Origin of the sequence: Aeromonas hydrophila subsp. hydrophila ATCC 7966 (genome assembly GCF_000014805.1) — a bacterium.
Taxonomy (GTDB): Bacteria; Pseudomonadota; Gammaproteobacteria; order Enterobacterales; family Aeromonadaceae; genus Aeromonas; species Aeromonas hydrophila.
Map to the genome: position 1 here is coordinate 3565280 of NC_008570.1, position 14957 is coordinate 3580236.

A 14957-nucleotide genomic window follows, 5' to 3' on the forward strand; every position below is an offset into this window, starting at 1 on the left:
GGCGGCCATCGACAAGGACTCCCCCATGAGCGCCATGCGCTGGCCGGCTCCGGCCAAACTGAATCTCTTTTTGCACGTCAACGGCCGTCGCCCGGACGGCTACCACGAGCTGCAGACCCTGTTCATCTTCCTCAACCACGGCGACTGGCTCGAATTCGAGCCGCTCACCGATACCGACTTGCTCACCCTGAGCCCGGCCATTCCCGGCGTGCCCGACGAACAGAACCTGATCATCCGCGCCGCCCGCCTGCTGCAGGCCAGGCTGCCAAGCCAGCAGGGAGCCCATATCCGGCTGGAGAAGGTGCTGCCCATGGGCGGCGGCATCGGCGGCGGTTCGTCGGACGCCGCCACCACCCTGGTCGCCCTCAACCACCTGTGGCAGGCCGGTTTGAGCGAAGACGAGCTGGCCGAGCTCGGCGTGCAGCTGGGCGCCGACGTGCCGGTGTTCGTGCGCGGCAAGGCGGCCTTTGCCGAGGGGGTCGGTGAACGGTTGCAGCCGGTCGAGCTGCCGAGTGCCTGGTATCTGGTGCTCAAGCCCGATTGCCATGTGGCGACCGCCGCCGTGTTCCAGGATCCGGACCTGCCCAGAGATACCCCGAAAATGGCATTGCACAATCTGCTGGAAGGGGAGTGGAAAAACGATTGCGAATTGCTGGTGAAAAAGCGCCACCCCGAGGTTGCCAATGCGCTCGGCTGGTTGCTAGAATACGCGCCGTCAAGAATGACGGGCACAGGAGCCTGCGTCTTTGCTCAGTTTGAAGACGAAGTGGCTGCTCGGGAAGTGTTGGCAAAAGTGCCGAAAGGATGGGATGGGTTTGTCGCCAAGGGCGAGAACATATCACCACTCTTCGCTGCATTGCAACAAGTCAGTGATTGGGGTATCGCCAAGCGGTAAGGCAGCGGGTTTTGATCTCGCCATTCCTAGGTTCGAATCCTAGTACCCCAGCCATCTCCTGAACATCGAACAGGGTATATCGATTCACCTGCCGCAGCAGTCTTGCCGGGAGTGCACACTCCCCCTCGCCGGTTGCAGCATCCATCGTTACCCTCTCGTTGTCGGAAGGTCACTGGTCATCATGGATGACGGGGCGTCGACCAGCACGACGCTCAACCGACTTGCCGCATGCAACGTAGGCACCTGGCCTGAAAGCAGCCTATAGTGGTCTGACCCGTCAACTTGATAAATCGTTTGCCCCAAAACGATAAGGGTCTGAATAAGACTCCCCACATACTGGATGCAACCCCGAGGTTTCAAACCGTGCCTGACATGAAGCTGTTTGCTGGTAACGCAACGCCGGAACTAGCCCAGAAGATCGCAGATCGCCTGTTTATCAAACTCGGCAATGCTGCCGTAGGTCGCTTTAGCGACGGCGAGATCAGCGTACAGATCAACGAGAATGTACGTGGTGGCGATATCTTCATCATTCAATCCACCTGTGCCCCGACCAACGACAATTTGATGGAATTGATCGTGATGGTGGATGCTCTGCGTCGTGCTTCAGCTGGCCGTATTACTGCCGTTATTCCCTACTTTGGTTATGCCCGTCAGGACCGCCGCGTCCGCTCTGCCCGTGTTCCCATCACCGCCAAGGTCGTCGCCGACTTCCTCTCCAGCGTCGGTGTGGATCGCGTGCTGACCGTTGACCTGCATGCCGAACAAATCCAGGGCTTCTTCGACGTCCCGGTCGACAACGTGTTCGGCAGCCCGGTGCTGCTGGAAGACATGAAGTCCAAGAACCTCGAATCCCCCGTGGTCGTGTCGCCGGACATCGGCGGCGTGGTACGTGCCCGTGCCATCGCCAAGCTGCTGGACGATACCGACATCGCCATCATCGACAAACGTCGTCCCCGCCCGAACGTCTCCCAGGTCATGCACCTGATCGGTGACGTGGCCGGCCGCGACTGCATCATCGTCGACGACATGATCGACACCGGCGGCACCCTGTGCAAAGCCGCAGAAGCCCTCAAGGAGCGCGGCGCCAAGCGTGTATTCGCCTACGCCACTCACCCGGTCTTCTCCGGTTCCGCCGTGGAGAACATCAAGAACTCCGTGATCGACGAACTGATCATCACCGACTCCATCCCGCTCACCGCGGAGATGAAGGCGGTCGACAAGGTCAAGCAGCTGACGCTCTCTTCCGTGCTGGCCGAAGCCATTCGCCGCATCAGCAACGAAGAGTCCATCTCTGCCATGTTTGAGCATTGATAGACCCTGTTGTGACAAAAACCGCCAGCTGGCGGTTTTTGTCTTTTTAGTCCCAGTTACACCCGGTACTGCCCTGCCCCGTCGCAGGTTAAGGATTGTTCCATGAATCGCTTGCGCCCGCTGCTGCTCCTTGCCTTCTGCAGCTTCCTGTTCGCCTGTCAGCCCGGCAATGAAGGCCAGCCCTTCGTGCTGACCCTGGCTCACATGAACGACACTCACTCCCAGTTTGACCCGGTCAACGCCGAGCTGAAGGGGCCCATCTTTGGCAAGCAGGGGGAAACCGACACCCTCTACACCCGCTTCGGCGGCTATCCGCGCCTGCTCACCATGGCGAAATCCTTCCAGGCCGATGCGCTGGCCAAGAACCAGCCGATCCTGCTGCTGCACGGCGGCGATGCCTGGCAGGGCAGCGGCTACTTCAAGCTCAACGAGGGGATGGCCAACGCCGAGCTGCTGAGCCAGTTTGGTCTCGACGCCATGGCCCTTGGCAACCACGAGTTCGATCTCGACAACCAGAAACTCGCCCGCTTCATCCAGGGGGTCAACTTCCCGGTGCTGGCCGCCAACCTGGATACCCGCGACGATCCGGATCTGCGCCACGCCGCCAATCTCAAGCCGTTCGTCATCTACGCCTTCGACGGCAACCAGAAGAGCCCGGTCAGCGATCTCAACAACCTGCCCCAGGGCAAGCAGCTGGTCGCCGTGATGGGGCTGGTGCTGGAGGACATGGCCAACATCTCCCCCAACGTCGGCAAGCTGCGCTTTGGCAACGAAATCACCTCCGCCCAGGCGACGGTGGACCTGCTGCGCCAGCACGGCATCAACCAGATCGTGGCACTTACCCACATCGGCAACCAGCGGGATCTGGCGCTGGCGGCCAAGGTGAACGGCATCGACGCCATCGTCGGTGGTCACTCCCACAGCCTGCTCGGCGATTTTCGCAACATCGGCTGGGGCAACACCGGCGAGTACGCGGCGCTTGTCACCAACCCGGACGGGGTCGGCATGACCTGCGTGGTGCAGGCCGGCTCCTACGCCCAGGCCATCGGACTGGCTCAGGTGAGCTTCGATGCCCAGGGCCGGGTCATCGCCTGCAAGGGCCAGAACCAGCTGCTGGCCAGCCGCGACTTCTTCGCCGATCCCGCTCGCAAGCAGGCACTGGACGAGGCCCGCGGCAAGCAGGCAGCCAAGTTCATCGACGCCCAGCCCAACCTGGTGACCGTGGATGAGGATCCCCGCCTGCGCGGCATCATCGACAGCCACTACAAGCCCGCCCTCGAGCAGGCCTTCGGCCCCGTCATCGCCACCCTGCCGGCCGCCCTGCAAAATGCCCGTCGCCCCGGTGACAACGGCAGCGACAGCCACGGCTCCGACGTCGCCCCGCTGGTGGCCGAGGGTCAGTACTACTGGGCCAATACCCCGGCGGTGCAGGCGCTGACCGGCGGCCCGGTCCACTTCGCCCTGCTGGCGGTGGGCGGCGTGCGCGCCGATCTGCCGGCCGGCGAGCTGCGCGAAGGGGATGCGGCGCTCACCCTGCTGCCGTTCAAGAACCAGCTCTCGGTGCTCACCCTGACCGGCGCCGACGTGCGCGCCCTCTTGACCGAGACCATCACCGCCACCCTGCCCGCCAGCGCCCACGCCGGCAAGTTCCCCTACGGTGGTCACCTGCGCTACACCTTCACCGAGACCACACCGGGCAAGCGCGGCACTCTGACCCAGCTGCAGTGGCAGGACGCTGACGGCCAGTGGCAGGATCTGGTGGATGCGACGCGCTACCGGGTGGTGATGAACGCCTACAGCGCCAACGGCAACGACGGCTGGCAAGCGCTGGCTCGCGCCCAGGCCCAGCACGCCGAGCGCCAGGATCTCGCCTGGCAGGATGGCAAGTTGACGGCGTTCCCGGTCGAGCGGGTGGAGCAGAGCGGCGATCAGCTCAGCGCCCGCTATGCCGCCGGCCATCAGCTTGACTGCAAGGCAAGCGGCATGGATTGCGGCACCGACGCCGCCTCCTTCGTGCAGTATGTGCGCGAACAGCGCCCGACTCTGACGGCGCTGGCGGAAGAGACCGTCACCCTGGTGCGGGCCGTCCAGTAAGTCGGCTCTGCCACCGGCAAGCCACACCACGGGCCCCACGCAGGGGCCCGTTTTGCTGCCGTTGGCCGCTGGTTCTCCCGCTTTTCCCCGGCGCTGGCCGAGCTTTGGTTGAGTGATCGCCAGTCGGCGGCTAGAATATTGCGTCCCATTGCCCTGGGCAGTCGGCCCATTGCAAGCAGCGAGTGAAGAAATCAAGCGTGACAAGCCAAATCAAACTGATCGTGGGTCTGGGCAATCCCGGCCCGGAATATGCCAAGACCCGCCACAATGCCGGGGCCTGGTATGTGGAGCAACTGGCACGCTGGCACAACGTCAGCCTGCGCGAAGAGCCCAAGTTCTTCGGCCACACCGCCCGCATCCAGGTGGATGGCCAGGATGTGCGCCTGCTCATCCCGAACACCTACATGAACCTCTCCGGCAAGGCGGTGGCCGCACTGGCCCGCTTCTACCAGATCGAGCCGGAAGCCATGCTGGTGGCCCACGATGAGCTGGACCTGCCCCCCGGCATCGCCAAATTCAAGCAGGGCGGCGGCCACGGTGGCCACAACGGCCTCAAGGACATCATTGCCAGGATGGGCAACAACAATAATTTCTTCCGGCTGCGGCTGGGGATAGGTCACCCGGGCACCAAGGAGCTGGTCGCCGGTTTCGTGCTGACCAAGGCCCCCAGCAGCGAACAGAGCCTGATCGACGCCGCACTGGACGAGTCCCTGCGCGCCACCGACATTCTGTTCAAGCAGGACATGACCAAGGCCATGAACCGGCTGCACAGCTTCAAGGCCGAGAAAGTCTGAATACAGATGCCTGACACGCGTCAGGGTCGAACAATATGACGGGGTCGCCCAAGAACCTGTTCATGCTCTGTAACGAGAGGTTGTCAGCAAGGTAAAGCGCAGCGCAGGAACCGGAGCGTATAGTCATACGTGAGGATTCCGAGCAGCACATGAGCCTTGATCACAGCCTCGCAGCAAGAGCATGGACAGGTTCTGCGGCCCTCACACAGCATCCATCACGTAAGGTAACAATCCATGGGTTTTAAATGCGGTATCGTGGGCCTGCCCAATGTAGGCAAATCCACCCTGTTCAATGCGCTGACCAAGGCCGGCATCGAAGCCGCCAACTTCCCGTTCTGCACCATCGAGCCGAACACCGGCGTGGTACCGATGCCGGATCCCCGCCTCGATCAGCTGGCGGCCATCATCAATCCGCAGCGCGTTGTGCCGACCACCATGGAATTCGTGGACATCGCCGGCCTGGTGGCCGGTGCCTCCAAGGGTGAAGGTCTGGGCAACCAGTTCCTGGCCAACATCCGTGAAACCGAGGCTATCGGTCACGTGGTGCGCTGCTTTGATGACGAGAACATCGTCCACGTCGCCGGCAAGGTCTCCCCGGCCGACGACATCGAGGTGATCAACACCGAGCTGGCCCTCTCCGACCTGGATGCCTGCGAACGCGCCATCAACCGCCAGTCCAAGCGCGCCAAGGGCGGCGACAAGGATGCCAAGCTGGAAGTGGAAGTGCTGGAGAAGATCAAGGTGGCGCTGGAAAACGGCCAGATGATCCGCGGCATGAAGCTGGACAAGGATGAGCTGGCCGCCGTCAGCCACCTCAACTTCCTGACCCTCAAACCCACCATGTACATCGCCAACGTGGCGGAAGATGGCTTCGAGAACAATCCCTACCTCGACAAGGTGCGCGAAATCGCCGCCGCCGAGAACGCGGTTGTGGTAGTCGTCTGCTGCGCCATCGAGGCTGACATCGCCGAGCTGGACGATGCCGACCGCACCGAGTTCATGGCTGACCTTGGCATCGAAGAGCCGGGCCTGAACCGGGTGATCCGCTCCGGTTACGAGCTGCTCAAGCTGCAGACCTACTTCACCGCCGGCGTGAAAGAGGTGCGTGCCTGGACCATCCCGGTCGGCGCCACCGCTCCGCAGGCGGCCGGCAAGATCCACACCGACTTCGAAAAAGGCTTTATTCGTGCCCAAACCATCGCCTTCGAAGACTTTATCACCTACAAGGGTGAGCAAGGTGCCAAGGAAGCGGGCAAGATGCGCGCCGAAGGGAAAGAGTACATCGTCAAAGACGGCGATATCATGAACTTCCTGTTCAACGTCTAATCCCATGAGAGGCCAGCATTTGCTGGCCTCTTTTTTAACTGGCCAAGGCCCGTATCTGCTGGCAAATGTCGTAAAAAAAACCAGATTGTTGGGCTTTTGCACGACAGCGACCAATAACTCGCCAAACGCACCCAAATTCGGTTTTTCAAACAAAAAAAGGGTTGACGCCCCAGAGCCAGATACGCATAATTCGGCCCGCACAGTGACGAGGCAACGAGGCACTGGAAGCAAGGTTGGCTATGTAGCTCAGTTGGTTAGAGCATCGCACTCATAATGCGGGGGTCACAGGTTCGAATCCCGTCATAGCCACCATCTCTAGTTGGGGTATCGCCAAGCGGTAAGGCAGCGGGTTTTGATCTCGCCATCCCTAGGTTCGAATCCTAGTACCCCAGCCATTATTTCAGTTGTCGGCATTCACGTGCCGGTGACGGGTCAAGGGAAGCAGTGATGGGTGTTGAACTCGTCAGTGTGCCCAGGTTCAAATCCTGGTATCCCGGCCACTGTTAAAAGATGTTTGATAGACTCTGTCAGGCATCGCTGTTGGGGCATCGCCAAGCGGTAAGGCAGCGGGTTTTGATCTCGCCATACCTAGGTTCGAATCCTAGTGCCCCAGCCATTTTTAAAAGATGTTTGATAGTCTCTGTCAGGCATTGCTGTTGGGGTATCGCCAAGCGGTAAGGCAGCGGGTTTTGATCTCGCCATCCCTAGGTTCGAATCCTAGTACCCCAGCCATTATTCTGTTCTCTTCCACACCGTGGTTGACAACAAACGGCTATGTAGCTCAGTTGGTTAGAGCATCGCACTCATAATGCGGGGGTCACAGGTTCGAATCCCGTCATAGCCACCATTTTTGAAAACGTTCCTTCAATCATCTGATTGCAAAGAACACTGTTGGGGCATCGCCAAGCGGTAAGGCAGCGGGTTTTGATCTCGCCATACCTAGGTTCGAATCCTAGTGCCCCAGCCATTTTTGCTTGTATTCGACGCGAGTCGTGCACAAGAAGGCTATGTAGCTCAGTTGGTTAGAGCATCGCACTCATAATGCGGGGGTCACAGGTTCGAATCCCGTCATAGCCACCATTACTCCTGCGGAAGTGGCGAAATTGGTAGACGCACCAGATTTAGGTTCTGGCGCCCTAGGCGTGAGAGTTCGAGTCTCTCCTTCCGCACCATCAAAAGCAGTACCAAACAGACCAGCTCAGGCTGGTTTTTTTGTATCCGGCGTTTGCCGTTTTCCTCCCCCTCTCCATGCCGTCGCAAACCGGCAACGCCTGCCATATATCAATGATTGTGTCTCGTGCCCTCCTCTGCGACGGCGCTGATGCACGGCTTTCGCCATCCTTTTCATGTCAGAGCATTGCGGGCAATAAAAAGGCGGCCCGCAGGCCGCCATGTCGTTTGCTGTCGTCAGAACGGGAAGAACCAGGGAATGGCGATGACGCTCACCACCATCACCAGCAGGGTGAAGGGCACGCCGATGCGCACGAAATCCACGAACCGGTAGTTGCCGGGGCCCAGCACCAGGGTGTTGACCGGCGAGGAGACCGGCGTCATGAAGGCCGCCGAGGCGGCGATGGCGATGGTCATGGCGAACGGATAGGGGGAGATCCCCATCTGCTGCGCCGTGCCCAGCGCAATCGGCGCCATCAGTACCGCCGTCGCGGTGTTGGAGATGAACAGCCCTATGATGGCGCACAGGGCGAACAGGCTGGCCAGCATTACCCGCGGCCCCATCTCCCCTACCGCCGAGATCAGCGCGCCGACGATGAGATCCACCCCGCCGGTCTTTTGCAGCGCCAGCGCGAAGGGCAGCATGCCGACGATGAGGATCAGGGTCGGCCAGTGGATGGACTTGTAGGCGCTCTCCATGTCGATGCAGCGGAATTTGCCCATCAGCAGGCAGGCGATCAGCGCCGCGATCACGTTGGGCACCGGATCGGTCACCATCAGGGCGATCATCACCCCGAGGCAGATGAGGGCGTGAATGGCCTGGCTGCGGGCCGGCGCCATCTCGTCCACCTCGGCCGGCAACCCCAGCAACAGGAAGTCGCGGCTGTGGGTCTGCAGCAGGCGGATCAGGCTCCAGTTGCCCACCACCAGCAGGGTATCCCCCAACTGCAGCGCCTCGTCCACCAGCTTGCCACCAAGCGCCTCGCCGGCGCGGCGAATGCCCACCACGTTGAGGCCGTAGTGGGAGCGAAACGCCACCTCGCGGATGCTCTTGCCAAGCAGGCGGGATTCGGGGATGAGCGACACCTCCGCCATACCCACCTCCCGTGCCTGATCGGAGAAATACTCCCCGCGCAGGATCATGGGCTCGAGTCGTGCCTCGCTGCAGAACTCGCGCACGTCCACCTCGGGGTCGGACATGTCGATCAGCAGCACATCCTTGGCCTGGAACTCGGTCACTCCGGAGACGGTGACCATCACCCGCCGGAACTTGCGCCAGCGCTCCACCCCGATGACGTTGGCACCGTAGCGGGCCCGCAGTTGCAGCTCGTCCAGGGTCTGGCCGATCAGCGGTGAATCGGGCCGGATCGCCAGCCGGCGCGCCCGGCCGGCCAGCCGGTAGTCGCGAATGAGATCGCGCATGGTGCTGCGGCCGATCTGCTTGCTCTTGCCCTCCTCCCCGTCACGCACCAGAGAGGTGCGCATCAGCAGCATGTAGAGGATCCCCATCCCCAGAATGATGACCCCCATGGGGGTGAAGCCGAAGAAGCCGAAGCCGTGGATGTTGTGGCGCATCAGCTCGCTGTTGACCACCATGTTGGGCGGCGTCGCCACCAGCGTCATCATGCCGCTGATGAGGCCGGCAAAGCCGAGCGGCATCATCAGCCGGCCGGCCGGGATCCCCATCCGATTCGCCACGCTCAGCACCACCGGGATGAAGATGGCCACCACCCCGGTACTGCTCATCACGGCCCCCAGCAGGGCGACCGCCACCATCAGCAGCACCAGCAGACGGGTCTCGCTGCTGCCGGCCACCTTCACCAGCGCATCCCCCACCTGATAGGCGATGCCGGTACGCACCAGCCCCTCCCCCACCACGAACAGGGCGGCAATCAGGATGACGTTGGGATCGCTGAACCCCGCCAGCGCCTCCGGCAGGGTCAGGGTGCCGCTCAGCACGAACAAGATGATGATCAGCAAGGCAACCACGTCCATGCGGACCTTGTTGCTCACAAACAGATAAATGGCGCCCACCAGCATGCAGAGGACCCAGACCAACTCGGAATTCACACTTGCTCCTTTTGTTCAGCTCCACCCCGAGCGGAGCGGATTCCATCAGACCACAGCTCATTTCCCCCCGATTTGTTACATATCAATAAAGGGGCAGGGCATCATCGCATATCAGGGCGCCATCGGGGGCCTAAAGTTGCCCCTGCTGTTTGCCCATTCTTTGAGGTGGCTCGGCCCGGGTCGGACAAAAGTCCTGCCAGCCTCCCCCCATCGCCCCTAGAATAGGCCCGGTTAACGCCCCCAATTTTCAAAGGAAACGAAAATGAGCATATTCGAGTGGTTCAGCATCAATCACACCCTGGTGACCATACCGCTGGGCGGTGGTTACGCCATGTCGTGGATTGAAGCCGTCGGCACCCTGTTCGGGCTGGCCTGCATCTGGTGCGCCAGCCAGGAGAAGACCATCAACTACCTGTTCGGGCTCATCAACGTCAGCCTGTTCGCCATCATCTTCTTCCAGATCCAGCTCTACGGCCTGTTGCTGCTGCAGCTGTTCTTCTTCTGCGCCAACCTCTATGGCTGGTACGCCTGGACCCGGCCGGCCAACGCCCAGGGAGATACCCTGCAGATCCGCTGGCTCAGCAAGTCCAAGCTCATCGCCACCGCCGCCGTGAGCGTGTTGGCCATCGCCCTGCTGACCCTCTATATCGACCCGGTGTTCGCCGCCCTGGCACGTACCTCGGTCGCCCTGCTCAACCTGTTTGGCGCCAATCTCGCCACCCCTGAGCCCTCCCCCGATGCCTTCCCCTTCTGGGATGCCAGCATGACGGTGCTCTCCGTGGTGGCCCAGATCCTGATGACCCGCAAGTACGTGGAGAACTGGATCCTCTGGGTGGTCATCAACATCATCAGCATCGGCGTCTACGCTGCCCAAGGGGTCTATGCCATGTCCCTTGAGTACCTGATCCTGCTGTTCATTGCCGCCAACGGCACTCGCCTGTGGATGGTCAGCGCCAAGCGCCCGCAACAGGAAGCGATCGCATGAGCCTGCTGCCCCATCTGCAATGCCGCCCGGACCAGATCGCCGAACGGGTGGTGCTGTGCGGCGACCCGGCCCGGGTCGACCGCATCGCCGGTCAGCTCGATGAGTGTGACGTGCTGGGCCAGCACCGGGAGTTTCGCCTGATCAACGGCCACTACCGGGGGCTGCCCGTCACGGTGTGCAGCACCGGCATCGGCGGCGCCTCCGCCGTCATCGCGCTGGAGGAGCTGGTGCAGGCGGGCGCCCGCGCGCTCATCCGGGTCGGTTCCGCCGGCGCCCTGCAGCATGAGATCGCGCTGGGGGATCTCATCGTGGTGGAGGGAGCGGTGCGCAGCGAAGGCGCCTCGCAGGCCTACCTGCCCCCCGAGTACCCCGCCTGCGCCGACATCCGCCTGCAGGCCGCCCTGCTCGCCCATCTCGGCGCCAGCGGCCAGCCTCACTGGCACGGGCTGGTGCGTTCCCACGACAGCTTCTACCGGGATGACGAGCAGGAAGTCTGCCGCTACTGGCACGCCCGTGGCGTGCTCGGGGCCGACATGGAGACCGCCTCCCTGCTCGCCGTGGGGCGCCTGCGCAAGGTGCGGGTGGCCGCCGTGCTCTGCAACGTGGTGGCCTTCGAGCAGGACGTGCAAGCGGGGGTGAGCGACTACGCAGCCAGCGAAGCCGCCATGATGACCGGCGAGCGGCTGGCCATCGCCGCCGCCCTCCACGCCCTGACGCAATAGACCGGGTCTGCCGGGGCCGCAGCGGCCCCGGCAAAACGTTAAGCCCGGCACATTCAGAGGCGCCAAAGCTGGCATCCCGCATGCGCTCTTGCTAGCCTCATGCCCCTCGTCAAGTCGGGCCTTCACCATGCAGCAACAACCCTATCCGCTCGGTCGCTTTCACGCCGAGCTTGCCGCACTCGAACCGCGCTTTGCCGCGGTGCTGGCAGACTGCACCCTGTTTTCGCGCCGCTACCTGCCAGGTGAACCCATCATGCGCCAAGGGGAGCAGTGCGAGCAGCTCTATCTGGTGGCCCAGGGCCGGATTTCCCTCAACAGTGCGGTCCACTCAGGGCGGTTGTTTCAGCTCGGCGAGATTGAGTGCCACCAGCAGATCTTCGGCGAGATGGAGTTCTTCAGCGCCACCCCGGTGCAGTGGAGCGTGGTGGCCGAGACCGAGCTGGACGCCGCCGTCATCTGCGCCGACAAGCTGGCCAAACGGCTGCTGGCCGAGCCCGAGCTGACCCTCTTCTTCGCTGCGGCGCTCGCCAGCGATTATCTGGATACCCTGGACATCACCACCAGCCGGCTGTTGCACCCCATCGCCTACAACATCGCCTTCGAGCTGTGGCGCGAGCGCCAGCGCACCCCCATGCTCGGATCGCGCAAGCGGGCCCACGAGGCGGCGCGCTTCGGTACCACCGAGCGGGTCTATCGGCGCGCCCTCAAGGAGCTGATCGAACAGGGCATAGTTGCCGACGGCAGCGACGGTCCGGTCATCGCCGATCTGGCCAGGCTGCGCGCCTACCTCGACCTTTGATTTCCATTCACCCCATTTCGATTCACCCTGTCAGGAGAGTGCCATGCCTACCCATCCCGAGTTCACCTTCTTCAGCCGCTTCGTCGCCGACATCCAGGCCGGCCGCAAGACCATCACCATCCGCGACGAGAGCGAGGCCAACTGGCAACCCGGCCAGCGGCTGGCCCTGTTCACCAACCCGGAGCACCAGCCCTTTGGCACCATCGAGGTGCTCTCGGTCAAGGCAGTCGCCTTCGATGAGCTCAATGACGAACACGCCCGCCAGGAGAACATGACCCTCCCCGAGCTCAAACAGGTGATCCGCGACATCTACCCCGCCCTGCCGCCGCTCTATGTCATTGAATTCAAAGTGCTTGATTGAGCCGGATTTGGTCTTTGCCGAGCGATGTGTTAATAGTGTCCTCTTTTGAATCAGGGAGGTGACCCGAGTGTTTGAGATAGCGAGCCTGCGAGAGGGCATGATGCACGGGGTCGAGCTGTTCCAGCTGCTGCTGGAGATCATCTCCATTGCCTGCGTGGTGATAGGGCTGGGCAAGACCCTCTGGCTGGCGGCGCGGGTGCGGGATCACGAGCCCGGCTTTCCCCACATCCGGCTCTGTTTCGGCAGCTGGCTCATTCTGGCGCTGGAGTTCCAGCTCGCGGCCGACATCCTGGCCACCACGGTGGCACCGAGCAAGGAGGAGCTGATCCGCCTCGCCATCATCGCGGTGATCCGCACCTTCCTGAACTACTTCCTCGGCAAGGAGCTGGAAGCACAAGCGGAACGCCAGCAAGATAAGGCAGAGCGCCAGCAGGAGCAGCGCAGCGAGCAGGCCAAGACGGCTCAATAACCCGTTTCTTTGCACAGCATCATCGCTGAGTGTCGTGCCATCCCGACCACCACCATGGTTCGGGATGGCCCAGTTGTGACCCTCCCCTCACTTTTGGCAATCAGCCAACTATGGAACCCTTTTCAAGCCTTTCTCCGCCCTGTCGAGGGCCCGCGCATCTGCGTAAGATAAACCATCGCTTCCCCCAACCGGCCACGCTGATGAACCCGCAACCTCTCCACACACCCGACATCGACCTCGATAGTTGCGTTATCTACCAGATCTATCCCATGAGCTTTCAGGACAGCGATGGCGACGGCATGGGCGACATCAACGGCATTCGTCAGCGCCTCGGTTATCTGGCCACCCTGGGGGTCGATATGCTGTGGCTCACCCCCCTCTATCGCTCCCCCAAGCGGGACAACGGTTACGACGTGGCGGACTACCGCGCCATCGACCCCGCCTTCGGCACCCTGGCCGAGATGGAGCAGCTGGTAGCCGAGGCAGCCGCTCACGGTATCGGCATCATGATGGATATCGTCGCCAACCACACCTCCACCGAGCACGAGTGGTTTGTGCAGGCGCTGGCCGGCGATCCCCACTATCAGGGCTATTACGTATTCCGGGATCAAGCCTTTGTCGATGCTCACCCCATTACCTCAATTTTTGGCGGCAGCGGCTGGCAGTATGTGCCGACGCTTGATCGCTACTACCTGCACAACTTCGATGCGAGTCAGGCCGATCTGGACTGGGACAACCCGGCTGTGCGGGCCGAAATGGCAGAGGTGATCAACTTCTGGCTGGGCAAGGGAATCAAGGGATTTCGCTTCGATGTGATCGACATGGTGAGCAAGGAGTGGGACCGACTTGCCATGAGCAACGGTCCCCGCCTGCACGACTATATTCGCGAGCTCAATGCCGAGAGCTTCGGCGGCCAGGGGATCATCACGGTGGGGGAGACCTGGGGAGCGGATCTCGCCCATATGCAGTGCTACTCAGCCCCTGATGGCAGCGAGTTCAGCATGGTGTTCAACTTCGAACATCTGGGGCTCGGCAGTGACAAGTGGACCTCCCGCTTCGACCCGCTCGCCTTCAAACGGGCCATGGCCCGCCACCAGCAGGGGCTGCACGGCCGAGGCTGGAACAGCCTGTTTCTCGGCAACCACGACCTGCCCCGCGCCGTCTCCCGCTTTGGCGATGACAGACCCGAATGGCGTGAAATCAGCGCCAAGCTGTGGGCCATGGTGCTGCACCTGATGCAGGGCACCCCCTTCATCTATCAGGGGGAGGAGCTCGCCATGACCAACCGTCACTGGCAGCCGGACGAGCTGCGCGACGTGGAGGCCATCAACTACTGCGCCAGCCAGGCGGAGCTGGAGCCTGCCGAGCTGAGTCGGCGACTCGATACCATCGGCCGCGACAACGCCCGCACCCCGATGCAGTGGGACGCAGGCCCCCACGCCGGATTCAGCACGCCCACGCCCTGGATTGCCCTCAACGCCAACCACATTGAAATCAACGCCGCCGAGCAGCTGGCCCGTCCCGACTCGCCGTTTCACTGCTATCGCCAGCTCATCGCCCTGCGCAAGGCCCACCCTGTCGTTCGCCACGGCAATTTCGAACTGCTGGATGGGGATGACCCCGATCGCATCGGCTATCGCCGCCGCTGGCAGGATCCGGCAAGCGCGGAGCGGCACACCCTGCTGCTGCTCGCCAACCTCACCGAGCGCCCCCTGGTCATGCCGCACCTTGACCAGGTGGAAGCAGGTGCCACCCTGCTGATGAGCAACTACCCGGGGCAGCCCACCGCCACCTTCGCCCCCTATCAGGCGGCCGCCTGGCTGCTGCCAGCACGGGAGTAACGGGCAACGCTATCCCTCGCGCCATCCTCCGCCACGGGGGGCCCCTGCCCCCTGATGATTTCCCTCCCCTCGGCGGTCAATACGCCCCGGCGATTTACTCACTTAAAAACTTCGCGTTTT

12 protein-coding genes and 9 tRNA genes are annotated in these 14957 nt (G+C 62.3%); 20 read left to right on the forward strand and 1 reads right to left on the reverse strand.

Annotated features, from left to right (window positions below; all coding sequences use genetic code 11):
* Positions 1-25 precede the first annotated feature (25 nt).
* From ispE to AHA_RS16020, 14 genes are all read left to right on the forward strand, one after another.
* Positions 26-895, forward strand: coding sequence for a 4-(cytidine 5'-diphospho)-2-C-methyl-D-erythritol kinase (gene ispE, locus AHA_RS15955; protein WP_011706938.1), 870 nt, complete (start codon positions 26-28; stop codon positions 893-895).
* A tRNA-Gln gene (locus tag AHA_RS15960) sits at positions 875-949 on the forward strand. The genes ispE and AHA_RS15960 overlap by 21 nt, the downstream gene beginning before the upstream one ends.
* A gap of 309 nt (positions 950-1258) precedes the next feature.
* Positions 1259-2206, forward strand: a complete 948-nt coding sequence (locus tag AHA_RS15965) for a ribose-phosphate pyrophosphokinase (RefSeq protein WP_005298464.1) — start codon at positions 1259-1261, stop codon at positions 2204-2206.
* 102 nt (positions 2207-2308) lie between these two features.
* Positions 2309-4300 carry a bifunctional metallophosphatase/5'-nucleotidase gene (locus tag AHA_RS15970; protein WP_011706940.1) on the forward strand — a complete coding sequence of 664 codons (1992 nt, stop codon included), beginning with the start codon at positions 2309-2311 and terminating at the stop codon, positions 4298-4300.
* A gap of 197 nt (positions 4301-4497) precedes the next feature.
* Entirely contained in the window at positions 4498-5094 is a 597-nt protein-coding gene (pth, locus tag AHA_RS15975; protein ID WP_011706941.1) for an aminoacyl-tRNA hydrolase, read from the forward strand.
* A gap of 234 nt (positions 5095-5328) precedes the next feature.
* Positions 5329-6420 carry a redox-regulated ATPase YchF gene (ychF, locus tag AHA_RS15980; protein ID WP_011706942.1) on the forward strand — a complete coding sequence of 364 codons (1092 nt, stop codon included), beginning with the start codon at positions 5329-5331 and terminating at the stop codon, positions 6418-6420.
* A 235-nt stretch (positions 6421-6655) separates the two neighbouring features.
* A tRNA-Met gene (locus tag AHA_RS15985) sits at positions 6656-6732 on the forward strand.
* 8 nt (positions 6733-6740) lie between these two features.
* Positions 6741-6815, forward strand: a tRNA-Gln gene (locus AHA_RS15990).
* 146 nt (positions 6816-6961) lie between these two features.
* Positions 6962-7036 (forward strand) — tRNA-Gln (locus tag AHA_RS15995).
* Positions 7037-7077: 41 nt separating this feature from the next.
* Positions 7078-7152, forward strand: a tRNA-Gln gene (locus AHA_RS16000).
* Positions 7153-7190: 38 nt separating this feature from the next.
* Positions 7191-7267: transfer RNA gene (locus AHA_RS16005), tRNA-Met, on the forward strand.
* 45 nt (positions 7268-7312) lie between these two features.
* A tRNA-Gln gene (locus AHA_RS16010) sits at positions 7313-7387 on the forward strand.
* 36 nt (positions 7388-7423) lie between these two features.
* Positions 7424-7500: transfer RNA gene (locus tag AHA_RS16015), tRNA-Met, on the forward strand.
* Between the two features lie 8 nt (positions 7501-7508).
* Positions 7509-7592, forward strand: a tRNA-Leu gene (locus AHA_RS16020).
* Between the two features lie 235 nt (positions 7593-7827).
* Here AHA_RS16020 and AHA_RS16025 read toward each other — a convergent pair.
* The gene (locus AHA_RS16025) at positions 7828-9660 is read right to left on the reverse strand and encodes an SLC13 family permease (RefSeq protein WP_011706943.1); all 1833 of its coding nucleotides are present in this window, start codon (positions 9658-9660) and stop codon (positions 7828-7830) included.
* 262 nt (positions 9661-9922) lie between these two features.
* Between AHA_RS16025 and pnuC the strand changes: the two genes are divergently transcribed.
* The 6 genes from pnuC to AHA_RS16055 all read left to right on the forward strand — a co-directional run bounded on the left by pnuC (position 9923) and on the right by AHA_RS16055 (position 14837).
* Positions 9923-10645, forward strand: coding sequence for a nicotinamide riboside transporter PnuC (gene pnuC, locus AHA_RS16030; RefSeq protein ID WP_011706944.1), 723 nt, complete (start codon positions 9923-9925; stop codon positions 10643-10645).
* Complete coding sequence (locus AHA_RS16035; protein WP_011706945.1) at positions 10642-11367, forward strand: nucleoside phosphorylase; 726 nt, start codon at positions 10642-10644, stop codon at positions 11365-11367. The genes pnuC and AHA_RS16035 overlap by 4 nt, the downstream gene beginning before the upstream one ends.
* Positions 11368-11494: 127 nt before the next feature.
* Positions 11495-12166, forward strand: coding sequence for a Crp/Fnr family transcriptional regulator (locus tag AHA_RS16040; RefSeq protein ID WP_164927716.1), 672 nt, complete (start codon positions 11495-11497; stop codon positions 12164-12166).
* 43 nt (positions 12167-12209) lie between these two features.
* On the forward strand, positions 12210-12527 hold the full coding sequence (gene yqfB, locus AHA_RS16045; RefSeq protein ID WP_011706947.1) for a N(4)-acetylcytidine aminohydrolase: 318 nt from the start codon (positions 12210-12212) through the stop codon (positions 12525-12527).
* Between the two features lie 67 nt (positions 12528-12594).
* Entirely contained in the window at positions 12595-12996 is a 402-nt protein-coding gene (locus tag AHA_RS16050; protein ID WP_164927717.1) for a DUF1622 domain-containing protein, read from the forward strand.
* Positions 12997-13196: 200 nt separating this feature from the next.
* On the forward strand, positions 13197-14837 hold the full coding sequence (locus AHA_RS16055) for an alpha-glucosidase (RefSeq protein ID WP_164927718.1): 1641 nt from the start codon (positions 13197-13199) through the stop codon (positions 14835-14837).
* Positions 14838-14957: the final 120 nt, after the last annotated feature.